Annotated in this window: 19 protein-coding genes; 15 read left to right on the forward strand and 4 right to left on the reverse strand. The window is 71.7% G+C overall.

What is annotated here, in order from left to right; translation table 11 throughout:
- Positions 1-24: 24 nt before the first annotated feature.
- The gene (locus GSF22_RS02765; protein ID WP_208811117.1) at positions 25-882 is read right to left on the reverse strand and encodes an SPFH domain-containing protein; all 858 of its coding nucleotides are present in this window, start codon (positions 880-882) and stop codon (positions 25-27) included.
- A 382-nt stretch (positions 883-1,264) separates the two neighbouring features.
- Between GSF22_RS02765 and GSF22_RS02770 the strand changes: the two genes are divergently transcribed.
- The 6 genes from GSF22_RS02770 to GSF22_RS02795 all read left to right on the forward strand — a co-directional run bounded on the left by GSF22_RS02770 (position 1,265) and on the right by GSF22_RS02795 (position 6,690).
- Complete coding sequence (locus GSF22_RS02770; protein ID WP_208811118.1) at positions 1,265-2,032, forward strand: ABC transporter ATP-binding protein; 768 nt, start codon at positions 1,265-1,267, stop codon at positions 2,030-2,032.
- Positions 2,032-2,724 carry an ABC transporter ATP-binding protein gene (locus GSF22_RS02775; protein ID WP_208811119.1) on the forward strand — a complete coding sequence of 231 codons (693 nt, stop codon included), beginning with the start codon at positions 2,032-2,034 and terminating at the stop codon, positions 2,722-2,724. Before GSF22_RS02770 ends, GSF22_RS02775 begins: the two co-directional genes overlap by 1 nt.
- Positions 2,725-2,812: 88 nt before the next feature.
- Positions 2,813-4,069 (forward strand): ABC transporter substrate-binding protein, encoded by a 1,257-nt coding sequence (locus GSF22_RS02780; RefSeq protein WP_208811120.1) that lies wholly within the window; start codon positions 2,813-2,815, stop codon positions 4,067-4,069.
- A gap of 10 nt (positions 4,070-4,079) precedes the next feature.
- Complete coding sequence (locus GSF22_RS02785) at positions 4,080-4,955, forward strand: branched-chain amino acid ABC transporter permease (protein WP_208811121.1); 876 nt, start codon at positions 4,080-4,082, stop codon at positions 4,953-4,955.
- Entirely contained in the window at positions 4,952-5,968 is a 1,017-nt protein-coding gene (locus GSF22_RS02790) for a branched-chain amino acid ABC transporter permease (RefSeq protein WP_208811122.1), read from the forward strand. The genes GSF22_RS02785 and GSF22_RS02790 overlap by 4 nt, the downstream gene beginning before the upstream one ends.
- A gap of 101 nt (positions 5,969-6,069) precedes the next feature.
- Positions 6,070-6,690: a cobalamin-dependent protein gene (locus GSF22_RS02795; RefSeq protein WP_208811123.1), complete on the forward strand. Its 621-nt coding sequence runs from the start codon at positions 6,070-6,072 to the stop codon at positions 6,688-6,690.
- A 187-nt stretch (positions 6,691-6,877) separates the two neighbouring features.
- Here the strand turns inward: GSF22_RS02795 and GSF22_RS02800 are convergent, their stop codons facing one another.
- Entirely contained in the window at positions 6,878-7,432 is a 555-nt protein-coding gene (locus GSF22_RS02800; protein ID WP_208811124.1) for a TetR/AcrR family transcriptional regulator, read from the reverse strand.
- Positions 7,433-7,487: 55 nt separating this feature from the next.
- On the opposite strand from GSF22_RS02800, the gene GSF22_RS02805 reads away from it, so the two are divergent.
- The 3 genes from GSF22_RS02805 to GSF22_RS02815 all read left to right on the forward strand — a co-directional run bounded on the left by GSF22_RS02805 (position 7,488) and on the right by GSF22_RS02815 (position 11,037).
- On the forward strand, positions 7,488-8,549 hold the full coding sequence (locus GSF22_RS02805; RefSeq protein WP_208811125.1) for an FAD-dependent monooxygenase: 1,062 nt from the start codon (positions 7,488-7,490) through the stop codon (positions 8,547-8,549).
- A 301-nt stretch (positions 8,550-8,850) separates the two neighbouring features.
- Positions 8,851-10,419: an MFS transporter gene (locus tag GSF22_RS02810; RefSeq protein WP_208811126.1), complete on the forward strand. Its 1,569-nt coding sequence runs from the start codon at positions 8,851-8,853 to the stop codon at positions 10,417-10,419.
- A gap of 18 nt (positions 10,420-10,437) precedes the next feature.
- Positions 10,438-11,037: a TetR/AcrR family transcriptional regulator gene (locus GSF22_RS02815; RefSeq protein ID WP_208811127.1), complete on the forward strand. Its 600-nt coding sequence runs from the start codon at positions 10,438-10,440 to the stop codon at positions 11,035-11,037.
- 130 nt (positions 11,038-11,167) lie between these two features.
- On the opposite strand, the gene GSF22_RS02820 is transcribed toward GSF22_RS02815, so the two are convergent.
- Both GSF22_RS02820 and GSF22_RS02825 read right to left on the reverse strand, forming a co-directional pair.
- The gene (locus GSF22_RS02820) at positions 11,168-13,087 is read right to left on the reverse strand and encodes a helix-turn-helix domain-containing protein (protein ID WP_208811128.1); all 1,920 of its coding nucleotides are present in this window, start codon (positions 13,085-13,087) and stop codon (positions 11,168-11,170) included.
- Between the two features lie 18 nt (positions 13,088-13,105).
- Positions 13,106-13,888, reverse strand: a complete 783-nt coding sequence (locus GSF22_RS02825; protein WP_208811129.1) for a 3-hydroxybutyrate dehydrogenase — start codon at positions 13,886-13,888, stop codon at positions 13,106-13,108.
- Positions 13,889-14,058: 170 nt separating this feature from the next.
- On the opposite strand from GSF22_RS02825, the gene ruvC reads away from it, so the two are divergent.
- The 6 genes from ruvC to secF all read left to right on the forward strand — a co-directional run bounded on the left by ruvC (position 14,059) and on the right by secF (position 19,999).
- Positions 14,059-14,586 (forward strand): crossover junction endodeoxyribonuclease RuvC, encoded by a 528-nt coding sequence (ruvC, locus tag GSF22_RS02830; RefSeq protein WP_208811130.1) that lies wholly within the window; start codon positions 14,059-14,061, stop codon positions 14,584-14,586.
- Positions 14,583-15,185, forward strand: a complete 603-nt coding sequence (ruvA, locus tag GSF22_RS02835; protein ID WP_208811131.1) for a Holliday junction branch migration protein RuvA — start codon at positions 14,583-14,585, stop codon at positions 15,183-15,185. Before ruvC ends, ruvA begins: the two co-directional genes overlap by 4 nt.
- Positions 15,182-16,246 carry a Holliday junction branch migration DNA helicase RuvB gene (gene ruvB, locus GSF22_RS02840; RefSeq protein WP_208811132.1) on the forward strand — a complete coding sequence of 355 codons (1,065 nt, stop codon included), beginning with the start codon at positions 15,182-15,184 and terminating at the stop codon, positions 16,244-16,246. The genes ruvA and ruvB overlap by 4 nt, the downstream gene beginning before the upstream one ends.
- A gap of 139 nt (positions 16,247-16,385) precedes the next feature.
- Complete coding sequence (yajC, locus tag GSF22_RS02845; RefSeq protein WP_208811133.1) at positions 16,386-16,721, forward strand: preprotein translocase subunit YajC; 336 nt, start codon at positions 16,386-16,388, stop codon at positions 16,719-16,721.
- Between the two features lie 157 nt (positions 16,722-16,878).
- Positions 16,879-18,810, forward strand: a complete 1,932-nt coding sequence (gene secD, locus GSF22_RS02850) for a protein translocase subunit SecD (protein ID WP_208811134.1) — start codon at positions 16,879-16,881, stop codon at positions 18,808-18,810.
- 1 nt (position 18,811) lies between these two features.
- Positions 18,812-19,999, forward strand: coding sequence for a protein translocase subunit SecF (secF, locus tag GSF22_RS02855; protein ID WP_208811135.1), 1,188 nt, complete (start codon positions 18,812-18,814; stop codon positions 19,997-19,999).
- The last annotated feature ends 45 nt before the right edge of the window (positions 20,000-20,044 follow it).

Raw genomic sequence — 20,044 nt, forward strand, 5'->3', positions numbered from 1 at the left:
GGGTACGGGGCGGAAGGGACGGGGTTACTTGGTGCCGGTGACGATGCCGGGGTTGATGCAGAGGCCGGGGTTGCTGCCGTTCTTCTCCGCGATCTCCAGGCACCGGGAGACCTTGTCGACCTTGGCGTTCGTCTCGGTGATCTGCTTCTGGATCTCGGCGTTCTTCCGGTCCTGCTCCAGGTTGCGGGTCTGCGCCAGCTTGTCCTGGAACGCCTTGATGTTGCCCTCGGTCTTCTCGTCGTGGTTCACCCGGGTGATGGTGACCGAGAGGATCTCGATGTCCTCGGCGAGCCGGGCGGTGGCGTTGGTCTTGATGTTCTCCGCGTACGGCTTCAGATCCACGTTCAGGCTGCCGGTCTTGGAGTCGATCTTCTCCAGCGGGTTGTACGCGGAGAACGCGTCGTTGACCGCGCTGTCGAGCTGGACGCCGACCCGCTGTCCCCGGAAGCTGTCGAAGTCACCCTTGTAGTCCATGAACTGCTTCGGCGCGTTCTCCGGCCGGACCTGCCACTCGATCAGGACCTCCACGCAGGCGTCGGCGAGGGTGCCGGTGCGGACCCGCACACAGTTGTTGCCACCGATGTGGTCGTACTTCTGCCGGCCGGCGTCCCACTCGCCGACCTTCTGCCACGGGGCGACCCACTTCAGCCCCGAGCCGGTCACCTCGCCGGTGGGCTTGCCGAAGCTGGTGACGATCCCGACGGAGCGGATCGGTACGGAGTTGGCGCTGGCGCCGAGGGTGAGGGCCACCGCGCCGATGAGGCAGCCGACGGCCGCGAGGGTGGCGATCCGCTTGAGGCCGGCGTTGCCGGCGAGCGCGATTGCGCCGGAAATGAGCAGACCGATCGCCATGATGATCGCCACGGTGAACCCGAACGGCATCGAAGTCTCAACCTTCCACCTGGAGTGGTTCTTCGGGGCGCCCGCCGGTCCCGCCAGCGGGCGCTTTTAGTGGATCAAGCTAGGCCACGCCGTCAACGCCCGGTAACGCCGGTCTGTGTCGGTGCCGGTGGTCGTCGGTCATGGTGGGCCGGCCACATGGTGGCCGCTGCGTTGTGGGGCCGCCGGCCTTGTCGATCGTGTCCGGCAGGCATCGGGGGCCCGTGCATATGGCGTGACCATGTTCGATGGATCAGGAAAGTGTATGCCATCGACATGGTTCAGTATGTGGAGCCGACCGTAGGTTTCCTGACACGCGACAGCCTGTGACGCCCGTCACCGACGGGTGCCGGTTGTCGTCGGCGACCCCTGCGGAGGATGGACGATGACCGGGCAAGCGGTCCTGTCGGTACGCGGGCTGACGCGCGACTTCCGTGGCTTCCGCGCGGTCGACGGCGTCGACCTGGACATTGCGCCGGAGAGCGTACACGCGCTGGTCGGTCCGAACGGCGCCGGCAAGACCACCCTGTTCAACCTGCTCACCGGTTTTCTCCGGCCCAGTGGCGGGCGGATCGAGCTGGCCGGCCGGGACGTCACCGGGCTGCCGCCCGAGCAGGTCGCCCGGCTCGGGGTGGCCCGCTCGTTCCAGATCACCAGCCTCTTCCCCCAACTGTCCGCCCGCGAACACGTCGAGCTGGCCCTGCAGAGTCCCAGCGGTCTCGGCTGGCGGTTCTGGCGGTCGGCGAAACTCATGCGCCGCTACGCCGAGCGGGCGGACGAACTGCTGGCCATGGTCGGGTTGGCCGACCTCGCCGAGGCCCCCGCCGACGCCCTGGCGTACGGCCGCAAGCGGGCCCTGGAACTGGCCATCGCACTCGCCCTCGACCCGAAGGTGCTGCTGCTGGACGAGCCGACCGCCGGGATGGGGCTGGAGGACGTCGACCGGACCGTCGAGTTGATCGCCTGGGTCCGCCGGGGCCGGACCGTGGTCCTGGTGGAGCACAACATGAGCGTGGTGGGCCGGCTCGCCGACCGGGTCACCGTGCTCCAGGCCGGCAAGGTCCTGGTCGAAGGGCCCTACGAGCAGGTACGCGCCGACGAACGGGTGATCACCGCCTACCTGGGATCCGCCGACGTGTCCGGGAGCCACTGATGCTGCGAATCGAGAAGCTGTCCGCGTCCTACGGCGAGGCCCGGGTACTGCGGGACGTGTCCCTGACCGTGGCCAGGGGCGAGGTGGTGACCCTGGTCGGCCGCAACGGGGCCGGCAAGTCCACGCTGCTGCGCTGCGTGATGGGACTGCACGACAGCCAGCGCGGCACCGTGGAGTTGGACGGCCGGGACATCAGCCGGCTGCCGGCCCACCGGCGGGCCCGGTTGGGGCTGGGCTGGGTACCCGACGACCGGGGCAGCTACGCCACCCTGACGGTGACCGAGCACCTGACCCTGCCGCCCACCGTCGGCCCCGACCCGTGGTCGCTGGACCGGATCTACGAGGCGTTCCCGGCCCTGCACACCCGGCGGACCTCGGCGGCGACCATGCTCTCCGGCGGTGAGCAGCAGATGCTCGCCCTGGCCCGGGTGCTGCGGATGGGGGCCCGGCTGCTGCTCTGCGACGAGCCGACCGAGGGGCTCTCCCCGCTGCTCGTACAGCAGGTCGGCGACATCCTGCGGCAGGCCAAGCAGCACGGCGTGACGGTGCTGCTGGTCGAGCAGAACCTGCACTTCGCCACCGGGGTCGCCGACCGGCACTACCTGCTCGCCGAGGGGGAGATCGTCTCGGCGCTGGACAACACCGAGGTCCACTCCCGGGAACGCGAGCTGCTGTCGTACCTCGGCATCTGACGACCTCGCAACGACAACCGCACGTACTGCACGTACCGCACGTACCGCTTGTTGACCGCGAACCGCGCCCGGCGCGGAGGTGGAGGGAATGGCAATGCGTAGGACCGCAGGACTGGCGGCCGCTTCGGCGGCCGTGGTGCTGGTCGCCGGCTGTGGCGGCGGTGGCCCCCAGGCGTCCGGGGACCAGAAGCTCACCGACGACAAGATCGTGCTGGGCGTACTCAACGACCAGTCCGGCGTCTACCTGGAACTGTCCGGCAAGAACTCGGTCAAGGCCGTCGAGATGGCGGTGGCCGACTTCAAGGCGAAGTACGGCGACAAGGCGGTGACCACGAACATCAGCGTGGAGACCGCCGACCACCAGAACAAGCCGGACATCGCCAACACCAAGGCCGCCGAGATGTACGACCGCAGGGCCGTCGACATCGTCCTCGACGTGCCCACCTCGTCGGCCGCCGAGAAGGTCGCCGACGTGGCCAAGGAGAAGCAGAAGCTCTACTTCAACATCGGTGCCGCCACCACCACCCTCACCGGCGTGAAGTGCAACAGGTACACGTTCCACTATGCGTACGACACGTACATGCTGGCCAACGGCACCGGTCGGAGCACCACCGAGCAGGGCGCCAAGAACTGGTACGTGCTCTACCCGAACTACCAGTTCGGCCAGGACATGGAGAAGAGCTTCTCCGCCGCGATCACCGCAGCCGGCGGGGCGGTGGTCGGCAAGGACGCCGCGCCGTTCCCGAACACCTCCGGCGACTACGCGACGTACCTGCTGAAGGCGCCCACCCTCAACCCCAAGCCGGACGTGCTCGGGACCATGCAGGCCGGCGCGGAACTGGTCAACGTGGTCAAGCAGTACAACGAGTTCAAGCTGCGGGAGAAGGGCGTCGGGCTGGCTGTCGGCCTGATGTTCCTCACCGACATCCACTCGCTCACCCCGGACGCGCTCGCCGGCACCACCTACACCGACGCCTGGTACTGGAACTTCGACGCCCGCAACCGGGAGTTCGCCGACCGGTTCCAGAAAGAGACCGGGACCCGCCCGACCTTCGCCCACGCGGCCAACTACTCGGCCGCCACGCAGTACCTGGAGGCGGTGCAGGCCGCCGGCACCGACGACGCCGACACCGTCGTCAAACAGCTGGAGGGCAAGAGCATCGAGGACGTCTTCCTGCGCAACGGCAAGATCCGGGCCGAGGACCACCGGGTGGTGCACGACGCGTACCTGGCCCAGGTCAAGCCGGCCGCCGAGGTCACCGAGCCGTGGGACTACGTGAAGGTCCTCAAGACCATCCCCGCGGCGGAGGCGTTCCGTGCCCCGTCCGCCGACTGCAAGATGTGACCCCGGACCGATGACCGGTTTTCTCCAGAACACGTTCAACGGGTTGGTGAGCGGGGCGTTCTACGCCCTGCTCGCCCTCGGGCTCGCGGTCATCTTCGGGATGCTGCGGGTGGTCAACTTCGCCCACGGGGCGTTCTACATGCTCGGCGCGTTCGGGGCGTACGTGCTGCTCGCCGAGGCCGGAGTGCCGTTCTGGTGGGCGTTGGTGATCATGCCGGTCGGGCTGGGCCTGCTCGGCATGGCGCTGGAACGCGCCTTCATCCACCGGCTCACCCGGCTCGACCCGCTCTACAACTTCCTGCTCACCTTCGGACTGACCCTGATCCTCCAGGACCTGGTCAAAGGTGAGTACGGCGTGCGGTCCAGCCCGTACGCCGCCCCGGCCGAACTGAACGGCTCGGTCGACCTGGGGCTGTTCGACTTCCCCACCTACCGGGTGTTCATCCTCGGCTTCGCCGTCTGCGTCTGCGTGGGCGTGTGGTGGCTGCTCGGCCACACCCGGGTCGGCATGGTGGTCCGGGCGGCCACCGAGCGCCCCGAACTGACCCGGGCCTTCGGGATCAACGTCGGTCGCTGGGTCACCCCGGTCTTCGGGTTCGGTATCGCCCTGGCCGCGCTGGCCGGGGTACTCGCCGCACCGATGCGCGCGGTCAACCCGCTGATGGGCGCCGACCTGATCATCGTGGTCTTCGCGGTCGTGGTGATCGGTGGGCTCGGCTCGATCTTCGGGTCGGTGGCCGCCGGCTTCGGCATCGGCCTGATCCAGGCCTGGGGCGAGGCGTACGCCCCGGCCATCCTGGCCCAGACCCTGGTCTTCATCGTCATGGCCGCCGTGCTGCTCTGGCGCCCGGCCGGTCTGTTCGGCCGTGAGGAGGCCCCGGCATGACCAGCACCGTGGACACCACTGTGGAGCCCAGGCCCGGCCGGGCCCCGTCCGGCCTGGTCGCGGTCGGCCGGGCGCCCGGTTGGGTCCGGTACGCGCTGCTCGCCGCCGGTCTGGCCGTCGCCCTCTGGCTGCCCAACGGGCTGTACCCGGCGGTCGCCGTGGACATCCTCTGCTGGGCGCTCTTCGCCGTGGCGGTGGACCTGCTGCTCGGTTTCACCGGATTGATGTCCTTCGGGCACGCCGCCTACTGGGGCACCTCGGCGTACGTCACCGGACTAGTCGCCATCAACGCCGGGGTACCGTTCCCGGTGGCCGTCCTGGCCGGGGCGCTCGCCGCAGCGGTGCTGGCGGTGCCGATCGGCTACCTCGCGGTGAAGCGGACCGGCATCTACTTCGCCATGGTCACCCTGGCGTTCGCCCAGATGGTCTACTTCGTGGCCAACGAGTGGCGCAGCGTGACCCGGGGCGAGAACGGCCTCCAGGGCGTACCCCGGGAACTGTTCGGCCTGGACCTCACCGACGAGTACTACTTCTACTACGCGGCCCTGCCGATCGTGCTCGCCGGACTGGCCGCCGCCTGGCGGATCGTGCACTCCCCGTTCGGCCGGGTGCTGGTCGGCATCCGGGACAACCCGGCGCGGGCCCGGGCCCTCGGGTACCCGGTGCACCGGTACAAGCTCACCGCCTTCGTGCTCTCGGCGTTCCTCGCCGGGCTGGGCGGTGGCCTGTTCGCCATCGGCCACCGGCTCGTCGCCCTGGACACCCTGCACTGGACGACCTCCGGCAAGGCGGTCATCGTGGTGGTGCTCGGCGGGATCGGCACCCTCTGGGGCGGCCTGCTCGGCGCGGCCGTCCTGGTCCGGCTGGAGGACTGGCTCTCGTTCTCCGGATTCGAGGCCGTGGGCCTGGTCACCGGCGGTATCTTCGTTCTCGTCGTGCTGCTGTTCCGGCGCGGGCTCTGGGGCAGTGTCGCGGCACTGGTCCAGCGTCGGTGGCCCACCCGTCGGAACTGACACCCGCCGAGGCGGACACCCGCCCGCAAGGTCCGACCCGCCGCTCCGCATCCAACCGTGGCCGTTCCACCGAACCCCTGGTAAGGATCTCTTTGCCGGGGGTGCGACTGGTGCTGACCGAAGGACTACCGCAGGAGTCGGTGGCCGCTGCCCGCGAGCGGCTGGTCGCGGCCGCCGACGACCTGGACACCAACCGGGTGGCGGCGCTGATCGTCGAACTGGCCCGGGTGAACGGTCTGGTCCGCACGTGGGAGCAGGTCTGCGTGCCGCTGCTGTCCATGCTGCCCGGCCGGACCGCCGCCGAGATCGCCGTGGAGCACGCCCTCTCCGAGGGCATCCGGGCCGGCCTGGACGTCTTCGGCAGCAGCCGACGCTGGGAGCTGCCCACCGAGGGGGTCCTGCTGGCCGGTGCCGAACAGGAACACCACTGCCTCGGTCTGCACGCCCTCGCCGCCGCGCTCCGTGAGCAGGGGCGGGGGTGCCTGCTGCTCGGCGCCGCCCTGCCCTGGCCGGCGCTGGCCAGCGCGGTACGCCGGGCCCGTCCGCGTACCGTCGTGGTCTGGTCGCAGACCGCGGTCACCGGGCGGGCGTACCGGCTGGTCCGGTTCAGCCGGGACTTCCCCGGGGTGCGGGTCTTCGGCGCCGGGCCGGGCTGGTCCGGTCCGCTGCCCGCACCGGCCGACCGGCTCGACTCCCTGACCCACGCCACCGCCCTGCTGTAAGGAAGGGCCCCCTATTAACGCTTTCGGTAGAGGAAGGGCCCCTTGTTAACAGGACGGCCCGGGCAACCCGCGGCGCGTCGGGCAGGCCGGCGCTTCCCGGCCGTGCGTCGGGCAGCCGAACGAGCCCGTGCCCGAGCCGCGTGCCGGGCAGCCGGGTAGGGCAGCGCGCGCCCGAGTGGGTCGGCGTTCAGCCGAGCAGGCCGCGCAGCAGGGTGCCGATCGCGGCCTCCGGGTCGAAGGTCGGGTCGTCGTGCGCGAGTTGGTTGCTGAGCAGGCCGTCGATCAGGCTGAGCAGCATGCCGAAGCCTGCGGCCGGATCGGGTACGCCGAGCGAGGCCATCAGTGGTACCCCCCAACGTTCCAGCTCCTGCCGGGCCACCCCGATCCGTTCCCGCAGTTGCGGGTGGAACGCCGCCTCGATGAAGAGGGCGTACCGGGCCAGCACGATCACCCGGCCCTCCCCGGTCAGGTCCCGCAGCAGGTGGCCGAGTACCGCGGTGAACGCTGCGGCGTCGCCGGGCGGCAGGTCGGCGGCGAGGGCGTGCCAGGCCCCGGTCTCCACCTGGACCAGGCGGCGCAGGACGCCGTCGACCAGCGCGTCCCGGGTCCGGAAGAGGTTGGATGTCGAGCCGAGGGGCAGGCCCGCCTCGGTGTCCACGGCCCGGTGGGTGAGTTGACGGAGCCCACGGGTGCCGAGTACCCGGATCGCCGCGTCGAGTACCTGTTCCTGCCGGTCCGCCATGTCCGGCATACTACAGATGTAGTCAGCGTAACTACATCTGTAGTACGGTCGTCGCATGGCGCGGACGGCGGCCGTCGTAGGTGGCGGTATCGGGGGACTGGCGGTCGCGATCGGGCTGCGCCGGGCAGGCTGGGCGGTGACCGTGTTCGAGCGGGCGCCCGGCCTGCCCGACACCGGGACCGGGCTGGGCATCTGGCCGAGCGCCCTGGCCGCCCTGGACGCCCTCGGCGTGGGGGAGGAGGCCCGGCGGCGCGGGCGCCCGCAGGGCGGAGGTCTGATCCGTCGCCCGGACGGCTCCCGGATCGCCGCCATCGACGTCGACCGGGTGGTCCGGCGGGCAGGGGAGCCGGTCCGTCTGCTGGCCCGACCGGATCTGCTCGACCTGCTCGCCGGGGCCCTTCCGCCCGGCCTGGTCCGGTTCGGTGTGCGGGTCGCCGATCCCGGCCCGTTGACCCGTGAGTTCGACCTGGTCGTCGGGGCCGACGGCATCCACAGCGACATGCGCCGGGCACTGCACGGCGACCGCTTCCCGGTCCGCTACACCGGCGTCGTGGCCTGGCGCGGCACGGCGGAACTGGACCTCGCCGCCGGCGGGGAGACCTGGGGCCGGGGAGCCCGTTTCGGTCTGACCCCGCAGGGCCCGGGGGTGACAAACTGGTACGCCACACTCGCCGTCGCCGAGGGGTACCGGCCGCCGGACGGGGACCGGGCGGTGCTGCTCCGGCACTTCGGTGACTGGCACGACCCGATCCCGCGCCTGCTGTCCGGGCTGCGGGACGCGGAGATCCTCCGGCACGACGTCTGCGACCTCACGCCGCTGCCGGGGTACGTCACCGACCGGGTGGCGCTGCTCGGGGACGCGGCGCACGCGATGACCCCGGACCTCGGGCAGGGTGCGTGTCAGGCGCTGATCGACGCGGTCACGCTCGCGGACTGTCTCGGCGCCGGGGCGCCGGTACCGGTGGCGCTGCGGACGTACGACCGTCGCCGCCGTCGACGTACCCAACGGTTGGCGGCGATGGCCCGCCGGGTCGGCCGGCTGGCGCAGGCGCACCGGTACGCCCCGGCCCGGGACGTGCTGGTCCGGCTCGCCCTGGTCGTCGGGCCGCCCGCCTGACCGATCCATCCGGCGCCCGCGCCCGCCAGGCCGGGCGATGTGGCGTTCCGCCCGGCCTGACCGGTCCATCCGGCGCCCGCGCCCGCCAGGCCGGGCGATGTGGCGCCCGCGCCCGCCTGACCGGTCGACCCGGCGCCCGCGCCCGAGCGGCAGCGCCACTGGGCTCCCGCCCGAGGGGTGACCTGGCACACATACGATACGGACCTGTTCCGTATCGTATTCTGCCCCCCGTACGCTCAGGCCATTACGAGTCCGTTCCGTATCGTATTGGCGGTGCGGCGTACCGGGGGAAAGCCGAATCATGGAAATCACCGAGAACACCGGCCACCCACGACGGTGGGCCATCCTCGGCGTGCTGGTGGTCAGCCTGCTGGTGGTGGTCCTCGACAACACCATTCTCAACGTCGCTTTGCGGACCCTGGCCGACCCGGTGCACGGGCTCGGCGCCAGCCAGGGTGAGCTGGAGTGGGCGATCAACTCCTACACGCTGGTCTTCGCCGGTCTGCTGTTCAGCTTCGGCGTGCTCGGTGACCGGACCGGCCGCAAGCGGTTCCTGCTGATCGGTCTCGCCGTCTTCGGCCTGGGCTCACTGCTGTCCGCGTACGCGCAGAGCCCGGCCCAGCTGATCACAGCCCGGTCACTGATGGGCGTGGGCGGCGCGGCCATCATGCCGGTCACCCTGTCGATCATCTCCAACGTCTTCGACCCCCGGGAACGGGCCCGGGCGATCGGTGTCTGGTCCGGCGCGGTCGGGCTCGCGGTCGCCATCGGGCCGATTCTCGGCGGGGCCCTGCTGGAACGGTACTGGTGGGGCTCGGTCTTCCTGATCAACGTGCCGGTGGTGCTGGCCGGTCTGGTCCTGGTCGGGCTGCTGGTGCCGGAGTCCCGCGACCCGCGTCCGGGCCGTGTCGACGTGCTCGGCGTGCTGCTCTCCGTGGTGGGCCTGGTCGCCCTCTCCTACGGCATCATCGACGGCGGCGAGCACGGCTTCGGTCGGCCCGTGGTCTGGGCCTCGATCGCCGTCGGGCTGGCCGTCCTGGCCTGGTTCATCGTCCACGAGCGACGCAGCGACCACCCGTCACTGGACGTGACCCTGTTCCGGGTACCCCGCTTCGCGGCGCCGGTGGCGATGATCGGGCTGATCTTCTTCGCCGCCATGGGTGTGATGTTCTTCAGCTCGTTCTACCTGCAACTGGTCCGTGGCTACAGCCCGTTGCAGACCGGCCTGCTCTTCCTGCCGTTCGCGCTGGCCCAGCTCGTCTTCGCGCCGCGCAGCGCGGCCATGGTCCGCCGCTACGGTGGCCGGGCGGTCTCCGCCGTCGGCCTCTGCCTCGCGGTGGTCGGGCTCGGCACGTTCGCCTTCGTCGGGGTGGACACCCCGATCTGGCTGGTCGGGGCCGCCTTCTTCGTACAGGGCGTCGGGATGGCCAACGTCATGCCACCGGCGATGGAGTCGATCATGTCGGCGCTGCCCCGGGAGAAGGCCGGCGTCGGCTCCGCCGTCAGCAACACCATCCGCCAGGTGGCCGCCGCACTCGGGGTCGCCGTGCTGGGCTCGGTCCTCGCCGCCGTCTACCGGGGCGAGATCGCCGCCACCACCGCCGGGCTGCCGGCCGGGGCGCGGAACGCCGCCGACGAGTCCCTCGCCGGGGCGTACGCCGCCGCCGGCCGGCTCGGTGCCGACGGCGCCACCCTGATCGACGCCGCCAACACGGCGTTCGTGGACGCGATGCACTGGGCCGGGGCGCTCTCCGCCGTCGTCGCCGCGCTGGGCGTCCTGGTGGCCCTGCGGTGGCTGCCCGGTCGGCCGTCCCGCCCACCGGTGACGGCGGTGCCGGCCGGCGAGCCGGAATTGGCCGCAACCTCCTGACCTCGGCACAATGTCGACATGACCTCCACCGCTGACGCTCCGCGGTCGCCCGGTCGACCGCGGAGCAGCCGCGCCGACGAGGCGATCGTGGAGGCCACACTCGACCTGCTCGCCGAGGGCACCACCGTCGAGGCGCTCTCCATCGAGGCCATCGCCGCCCGGGCCGGCGTGGGCAAGGCCACCATCTACCGCCGCTGGTCCGGCAAGGAGGCCCTGCTCCGGGACGCGCTGCGGACCCTCAAGGGCCCGCCGCCGGTACCGGCCGGGGTGTCGGTCCGCGACGACCTGATCACCCTGCTGACCGTGATCGGCGACAACTCGGACGCCCGGGCGGTGCGGATCATGCCCTGTCTCGTGCCGGAGGTGCACCGCAGCGTCGAGCAGTACCGCCTCTACCAGGAACTGGTCGAGCCCCGCCGGCAGGCGATGCGCGAGGTGCTGTGGGCCGGCGTCGACCGGGGGGAGATCCGCCCCGACCTGGACGTCGAGGTGGCGCTGGCCATCCTGACCGGGCCGATGCTGGTGCAGAAGCTGCTGCGCTGGCAGCCCGACCTGGACGACGCCCATCTTGCCGAACGGGTCGTCGACACGGTGCTCGCCGGACTGGCCAACCGCTGAGACCACCGCCGACGGCGGTGCCCGCCCAGTGTCTGCCCACCGCCGACGGCGGTGCCCGCCGCGTGTCCGTCCGGCGCCGACGACCGTGCCGACGAGGCGCCGGCGCGGGGGTGGTCAGGAGGGGGCGCGGTCAGGAGGGGGCGGTGCGCAGCCGGTGCAACCGCAGCGCGAGCTGCACCTCCAACGCCCGCTCCGGCTTCTGCCAGTCCGGGCCGAGGAGCTGACCCACCCGGTCCAGGCGTTGGGTGACCGTGTTGACGTGCACGTGCAGCAGCTCGGCCGCCCGCGCCAGGCTGCCGCCCACCCCGAAGTACGCCTCCAGGGTCCTCACCAGGGCGGTGCCCCGACGGGCGTCGTAGTCGACCACCGGCCCGACCGTGTCGGCCAGGAACCGGCTCACGTCCTGGTCCCCGTCGTCGGTCACCGAGCCCAGCAACAGACCGACGAAACCCAGCTCGGCGGTGCTCGCCCCCTGCCCGGACCGGCCCAGCGCGCCGAGCGCGGTCAGGCACCGGTCCGCCTCGCGGAACACCCGGGCCAGCGCCGTCGGGCCGGTCGACGGGCCGCTGGAGCCCGCCGTCACCGGCCGCCCGGTCACCCGGGACAGGTCCCGGGCCACCGCCCGGGCCGCCGCGCCCGCGTCCCGGCCGGGCAGCATCAGCACCACCCGGCCGTCCCGCGCCGCAGCCAGCCCACTGCGGGCCGAGGCGTACGTGGTGGCCCAGGAGAGCACCCGCTGACGGGCCGAACCGGTGGCCGCGATCGCGTCGTCGCCGACCGCCACCAGTACGTGCGGGGCGTCCAGGTCCACGCCGAGGCGCCGGGCCCGGCTGCGCAGCGCCTCGACGTCGCGGACCGGTCGGGCGATCAGGTCGTCGAGCAGTTCGCCCCGGACCCGGCCCTCCGCCTCGGCCACGGTCCGCCGGAACAGCAGCAGCAGGGCGGTCACCAGGGCGGCCCGCTCCAGGATCCGCTGGTCGGCGTCGACCAGTTCGTCGTCGGGGCGCAGCACCAGGGCGCCCAGGTTCTCCGCACCCGCCACCACCGCCGCGTACCACAGCGGCCCGCGTCGCACGCTGCGTCCCTCGGTCCGGGAGGCGGCGACCGCCTCCACCATGTCCCCGCGTTCCGGTTCGTCGATCGCCCCCACCCGGGCCAGCCGGCGGCCCTCGGCGTCGAGGGCGAGCAGCGCCCCGCCGAGCACGTCGGTGACCGCCGAGGCCACGTCCTCCACCCCGCCACCGCGCAGGACCAGCGCGGTCATCCGGTCGTGCGCGGCGGCGGCGCGCTCCACGGAGGCACTGTGCGCCCGGATCGTCGTGTTCGCCGTGGACAGCTCCTCCAGCGCCGAGCGGGTCTCGGCCAGCAGCCGGGCGGTGTCGATCGCCACCGCCGCGTGCGCGGCCAGCGAGACCAGCAGCGCCACCTCCTCGGGTACGAACGGCCGGGCCGAGCGGTTGGCCGCGTAGAGCACGCCGATCACGCTCGACCCCAGGCGCAGCGGTACGCCGAGGATGGCGACCAGCCCCTCCTCGCGTACCCCGGCGTCGATCTCCCCGGTGTGGTGGAACCGGTCGTCCTCCGGGTAGTTCGCGGTGACGTACGGCGTGCCCGACTGGGCCACCAGGCCGCCCAGTCCCGCCCCCATCGGCAGCCGCAGCCGCTGGAACCGGGCCGAGATGGAACCGTCGGTGACCCGCATGTACGTGTCACCGCGCTCCTCGTCGTTGAGGGTCATGTACGCCACGTCGGTGCCGAGCAGGTGCCGGGCCCGGTGCACGATGGCCCGCAGCACCGCGTCCACGTCCCGCAGCCCGGCCAGGTCGCTCGCGGTGTCGTACAGCCCGGACAGCTCGACCTCGCGGCGGCGGCGGCGCTCCAGCAGCCCCCGTACCCGCAACGCCACCAGCTTGGCCTGTTCGAGTTCGGCGAGCCGCTCGGCGGGCAGCCCGGCGGCCCGGGCGGCCACCAGTGGCCCCTCGAACTCCACCGCCGCGGCCTCCCGGGCGAGCAGTTCCAGGAACTCGATCGGCGACGACATGAGGCCCATTCTGCGGGTACCCCTCATTCAGTTGGCCGTCCAGCCCCCGTCGAGGGCGATGGACGCGCCGGTGATGAAGTCCGCCGGCGGCGCGCAGAGGTACGCCATCAGCTCGGCCACCTCCTCCGGCTCGATGAGCCGCTTGATGGCGGCGCGGGCCAGCATGATCCGCTCCACCACCTCGCTCTCCGGGATGCCGTGGCTGGCCGCCTGGTCGGCGATCTGGCTCTCCACCAGCGGGGTGCGGACGTACGCCGGGTTGATGCAGTTGGCGGTCACCCCGTGCGGCGCCCCCTCCAGGGCGACCACCTTCGACAGCCCCTCCAGCGCGTGCTTGGCGGAGACGTACGCGGACTTGTACGGCGAGGCGCGCAGCCCGTGCACCGAGGAGATGTTGACGATCCGTCCCCAGCGGCGGGTGTACATGTGCGGCAGCGCCCGCCGGATGATCCGGAACGGCGCCTCGACCATCACCCGGTGCAGGTAGGCGAAGCGCTCGGTGGGGAAGTCCGCCACGGCGGCGACGTGTTGCAGACCGGCGTTGTTGACCACGATGTCGACGTCGGCGTCCAACCCGTCGACCGCGGCCGGGTCGGCCAGGTCGACGCCGACGGCCCGCCCGCCGGCCTCGGCCGCCACCGCCTTCGCCGCCTCGACGTTGCGGTCCACCACCTGGACCGACGCCCCGGCGGCGGCCAGCCGCAGGGCGCACGCCCGGCCGATGCCGCTGCCACCGCCGGTCACCAGTGCGCTGCGGCCGGTCAGGTCGAGCTGTACGACGTGGGGGGCCGCCACGGGTTCTGCCGTCATGGCGCATGAAACTACGAGCTGTGTGGCCGGCGGCACATGGGCCGCCGGCACATACTCCGGTGCCGCACTATGTGGCGTGCCGGCAGCGGCGTGTTCGGTGTCGGTGGCCGGCACGTCGACCAGTAGGGTGTCGAACACACGTACTGCTGACGATCCGGGGAGGGGGCGGCGTGCGGGTACTCGGTGTCGACCCGGGGTTGACCCGGTGCGGGGTCGGTGTGGTGGAGGGGGTCCCCGGCCGACCGTGCACCCTGGTCGCCTACTACGTGGTCTACACCGATCCGGGCGACGACCTGGCGTTGCGGCTGCTGCACCTGGACCGCTCGTTGACCGATCTGGTCGCCGAGCACCGGCCGGACGCGGTCGCGGTGGAGCGGGTCTTCAGCCAGCACAACGTCCGGACGGTGATGGGCACCGCGCAGGCCAGCGGGATCGCCGTGCTGGCCGGGGCGCGGGCCGGGCTACCGGTGCAGACGTACACCCCGAGCGAGGTCAAGGCGGCGGTGACCGGGTCCGGTCAGGCGGACAAGGCGCAGATGACCGCGATGGTGACCCGGTTGCTGCGGTTGGACGCACCGCCGAAGCCGGCGGACGCCGCCGACGCGCTGGCGTTGGCGATCTGTCACGTCTGGCGGGGCGGCACCCGGTCGAAGCTGGCCGAGGCGGCCGAGCGGGTACGACGAGGAGGACCGAGATGATCGCCAGCGTGCACGGTGTGGTGGCCACGGTGGGCTCCGACCAGGCGGTGGTGGAGGTCGGCGGGGTCGGGCTCGCCGTGCAGTGCTCCCCGGGCACCCTGGCCGGGCTGCGGGTGGGCCAGACCGCCCGGCTGGCCACCAGCCTGGTGGTCCGGGAGGACTCGCTGACCCTCTACGGCTTCGCCGACGACCACGAGAAGCAGCTCTTCGAGCTGTTGCAGACCGCCAGCGGGGTGGGGCCCCGGCTGGCCCAGGCGGTGCTCGCGGTGCACACCCCCGACGCGGTCCGCAAGGCCATCGCCAACGCGGACACCGCCGCGCTGACCCGGGTGCCGGGTATCGGCAAGAAGGGCGCCGAACGGCTGGTCCTGGAGCTGCGGGACAAGGTCGGGCCGATCCCGGTCGGTGCCGACGGGGCGGCCGGCGTGACCGGGGGCGCCTGGACCGAGCAGGTCCGGCAGGCCCTGGTCGGGCTCGGTTGGACGGCCGGGCAGGCCGACCAGGCGGTCGCCGCCGTCGCGGAGACCGTCGACGGTCCGCCCCCGCCGGTGCCGGTCCTGCTCAAGCAGGCCATCCGACTGCTCGGCCGGACCCGATGACCGCCGAGGGGCTGGTCTCGGCGTACGCGGACGCGGCCGAACGGGACGCCGAGGCCAGTGTCCGCCCGAAGCGGCTGGCCGAGTTCATCGCCCAGGACCGGGTACGCGACCAGCTCGACCTGCTGTTGCAGGGCGCGATGCGGCGGGGCTCGCCGCCGGACCACATCCTGCTCTCCGGGCCGCCCGGGCTGGGCAAGACCTCGCTGGCCAACATCGTCGCCGCCGAGCTGGGCTCGGGGATCCGGGTGACCAGCGGCCCGGCCATCGAACGCTCCGGTGACCTGGCGGCGATCCTGACCAGCCTCGCCGAGGGCGACGTGCTCTTCATCGACGAGATCCACCGGATCGCCAAGCCGGCCGAGGAACTGCTCTACAGCGCGATGGAGGACTTCCGGGTCGACGTGGTGGTCGGCAAGGGGCCGGGGGCGACCGCGATCCCGCTGGACGTGGAGCCGTTCACCCTGGTCGGGGCGACCACCCGGTCCGGCCTGCTGACCGGTCCGATGCGGGACCGGTTCGGCTTCGTCGCCCACCTGGACTTCTACTCGCCGACCGACCTGGAGGCGCTGCTGCACCGTTCGGCGCGGATCCTCGGCGTGCCGATCACCGACGACGGGGCCACCGAGATCGCCGGCCGGTCCCGGGGTACGCCCCGGATCGCCAACCGGCTGCTGCGCCGGGTGCGGGACTACGCCGAGGTACGGGCCGACGGGGTGGTCAACCGGGAGACCGCGCAGGCCGCCCTCAAGGTGTACGACGTGGACGCGCTCGGGCTGGACCGGCTGGACCGGGCGGTGCTGACCGCGCTGGTCGACCTGTTCCGGGGTGGTCCGGTGGGGGTGTCCACCCTCGCCGTGGCGGTGGGGGAGCAGCCGGACACGGTGGAGGAGGTGTGCGAGCCGTTCCTGGTGCGGGCCGGACTGCTGGCGCGTACCCCCCGGGGTCGGGTGGCCACCGAGGCGGCTTGGCGCCATCTGGGGCGTAATCCCCCTGATGGTACATTTGGTGCCGGTTCCCCTCCCGCGCCCGATCTTTTCTCTGCCGGACCTGATCAGCCGTGATCCGTTCGTGATCCGTGCCGCATTCGGTCTTCCCAGGTCCAGGGATTAGACTCGCGGCGGTTTTGTACAGGATGTGAGATCCTGCCTCCGCTCCGGCGCCTCCTAGGCCGTGACGGAGGTCAACGGGAAGGTCGTCGACGTGTTTAACGCAGCAGAGAGCGGTGGCGGAGCCGGCAGTCTGACGCCGCTCCTCATGATCGCTCTGCTCTTCGGTGTCATGTACTTCATGATGATCCGCCCGCAGCAGAAGCGTCGCCGTGAGGCGGAGAAGATGCAGTCCGCGCTCGGACCGGGCGACGAGGTGGTCACCATCGGCGGGCTCTACGGCACCGTGATCAGCGTCGACGACGAGACCGTGATGCTCGAGGTCGCCCCCGGCGTGCACACCCGGTACGCCCGTCCCGCCGTCGCGCGGGTGGTCAGCCAGGCCGAGCGGGCCGAGCCCGTCGCCGAGGAAGCGGACATCAAGGAATAGCGCGCGGCCCCTCGTGCGGGGCAGCGTACACATCGAAAATATCGGATAGTTGGTTCGGCGCGCCGCGCCGAGACCACCGTCATGCCGCCGGGCCCGCCGGCGCGACATCCGCCGCCACACCACCAGCGGCGCCATTACGCAGGGAGACAGGACAGCCGTGGCACCACCTCAGGGACAGATGCGCCCGGGACGGCAGCTCGCCGTGCTCGGGCTCATCTTCGCGGTCCTCTATCTTTTGGTGTTTTTCGCCGCTGGCGCGAGCGGTAGCTGGAAGGACCGGCTCGAGCCCAAGCTCGGCCTGGACCTGATCGGTGGCACCCGGCTGACGCTGGAGGCGACCAACACCGTCGATGGTCGGCCGCCCACGGCGGAGAACCTCGAACAGGCCCGGCAGATCATCGAGAACCGGGTCAACGCCAGCGGCGTCGCCGAGGCCGAGGTGGTCACCGAGGGAAACCGCAACATCGTCATCTCCCTGCCCGGTGAGAACCGGGACCTGACCGAGGTGGGCAGCGCCGCCGAGCTGCGGTTCCGCAAGGTGCTCAAGGCCGCCGACGGCAGCGGCGCCATCCCGGCGCCCGCACCGAGCGCGACCCCCGCCCCCTCGGGCAGCGCCACTCCGGCCCCGTCCGGCAGTGCCTCGCCCGCGCCGACGCGTACCCCGGAGGCGAAGGTCAGCGCCTCGCCCTCGGCCGGTGGGCAGGGCGGCATGGCCCCGGCGCCGAGCAAGGCCCCGATTGCCCCGGCGCAGACGCCGAGCGCGGCCCCGACTGCCTCGGCCGCCGCGCCGAGCCCGTCGACCAGCGCCGAGCCGGCGCCGCAGAGCGTCGAGGAGCAGCGCAAGGCCGTGCAGGCCAAGGTCGGCGCGGCTGCCTGGGCGGCGGCGAGCGGACTCCAGGCCCCGGCCGACTTCAGCCAGAACCCGGCGCTCGCCGGCACGCTCAAGCCGTTCGGCACGCTCACCGGCCGTGAGGTCGCGGTCCTGCCGGTCGAGATGCAGTTCAACGTCCCGACGGTCAGCTGCAAGCAGCTCGACGAGCGCCCCCCGGCCTCGGTCGCGGACCCGAAGCAGAAGGTCGTCGCCTGCGAGGACGGGGTCAGCAAGTACCTGCTCGACGTGGCGAAGGTCGAGGGGACCGACGTCAGCGACGCCGACGCGGTGCTCGACCAGACCAGCCAGTGGGTGGTCAGCCTCGACTTCAGCAGCGACGGTCAGACGAAGTGGACCAACCTGACCCGTGAGGCGTTCAACAACGAGGGGCAGGCCTGCGACCAGACCGCACTGGGCCAGGACGGCAAGTGCCGGGTGGCGGTCGTACTGGACAACAAGGTGATCTCCTCCCCGGAGATCCAGGGCGTGCTGACCGGCGACTCGCAGATCAGCGGCAGCTTCAACAACAAGACCGCCAGCGAACTGGCCAGCAACCTCCGGTACGGCGCGCTGCCGGTGACCTTCGAGCCGCAGCAGCAGGAGAACGTCTCCGCCACGCTGGGCTCCAGCCACCTGAAGGCGGGTCTGCTCGCCGCCGGCATCGGCATGCTGCTGGTCGCGGTCTACTCGTTCTTCTACTACCGGCTGCTCGGTACGGTGATCTTCCTCAGCCTGATCCTCTCCGCGCTGCTGGTCTTCGGTGCGCTGGTGGTCCTCGGCCGGGGGATCGGCTTCACCCTCACCCTGGCCGGTATCGCCGGTTTCATCGTGTCGTTGGGTGTCGCGGCGGACTCGTTCGTCATCTACTTCGAGCGGCTCAAGGACGAGATCCGGGAGGGCCGCAGCCCGCGCAGCGCGGTACCCCGCGCCTGGGTCCGGGCCCGGCGGACGATCATCTCGGCGAACGCCATCTCGATCCTCGCCGCCGTGGTGCTCTACATCGTCTCGGTCGGTACGGTGAAGGGCTTCGCCTTCGCGCTCGGCCTGGCCACGGTGCTGGACCTGGTGGTCGTGTTCCTCTTCCGGCACCCGATCATGACGATGTTCGCCAACACCAAGGCGTTCCTCTCGCCCCGGGTCAGCGGCCTCGGCCGGGTCCTCCAGTCCGCCGAAACCGAGCCGGCCACCACCCGCAACCCGCGCGTCAAGGAGGCCTGACATGGCCAAGAGCAGCGGTCTGGCTACCCGGCTCTACCGGGGTGAGGCCGGCCTCAACATCATCGGGAAGCGCAAACTCTGGTTCTCCATCGCCGGGGCGCTCATCCTGGTCGCGATCCTCAGCTTCGCGGTGCGCGGGTTCAGCCTGGGCATCGAGTTCGCCGGCGGAAACTCGTTCCAGGTCCCGGCCAGTGTCGGCACCCTGGACCAGGTCGAGAGCAAGGCCGAGGCGGTGGTCGCCGCGCAGGGCGGCGGCGAGATCGTCTCCTTCCAGAAGGTCGGCGGCGCCGGCGGCGAGTTCTACGAGTTCCGCACCGCGGAGTTGAACGCCGAGCGGTCCAACGCGGTCAAGACCGAGTTGGCCGACGAGTTCAACATCGACGCCGCCCAGGTCAGCGTCAGCCAGGTGAGTGCCGCCTGGGGTACCCAGGTGACCCAGCGGGCGCTGCTCGGTCTGGTCATCTTCGTGGCCCTGGTGACCCTCTACCTGATCCTGCGCTTCGAGTGGCGGATGGCGGTCGCGGCGGTCTCGTCCCTGGTGCTCAACCTGGTCCTGACCGCCGGTGTCTACTCGCTGGTCGGCTTCGAGGTCACCCCGTCGACGGTGATCGGCTTCCTGACCATCCTCGGCTTCGCGCTCTACGACGTCGTCGTCGTCTTCGACAAGGTCCAGGAGAACACCCGCAGCATCACCGCGAGCAACAGCCAGACCTACGGTGACGCGGCCAACCTGGCCGTCAACCAGACCCTGATGCGGTCGATCAACACCGGTCTGGTCGCGCTGCTGCCGGTCGGCGGTCTGCTCTTCATCGGTGCCGGCCTGCTCGGCGCGGGCACCCTGAAGGACCTGGGCCTGGTGCTCTTCGTCGGTATGGCGATCGCGGTCTACTCGTCGATCTTCTTCGCCACCCCGGTGCTGGTCTCGCTCAAGGACTTCGAACCCCGCATCCAGGCGCACAACAAGCGGGTCCTCGCCCGCCGGGGCGCCATCGCCCGGGGCGAGATCGCGCCGAAGGGCGCGCCGCGCGCGAAGGACGGCGAGACCGAACCGGTCGACCCGGAGCAGGCGGCCCTGGCGGGCGCGGCCCCGAAGGTCGGCAGCCGGCCCGTCGGCAAGCGGCCCACCGGCACCCGGGGCGGTCGTCCCGGCGGTGCGGGCAACCGGCCGAGCGGCGCCAAGCGGCGCTGACACCAGCAGTACGGCGGCGCCGGGCGCCGCACCACCCGGTACCAA

The sequence above is a fragment of the Micromonospora echinofusca genome, from assembly GCF_017614955.1.
GTDB lineage: Bacteria > Actinomycetota > Actinomycetes > Mycobacteriales > Micromonosporaceae > Micromonospora > Micromonospora echinofusca_A.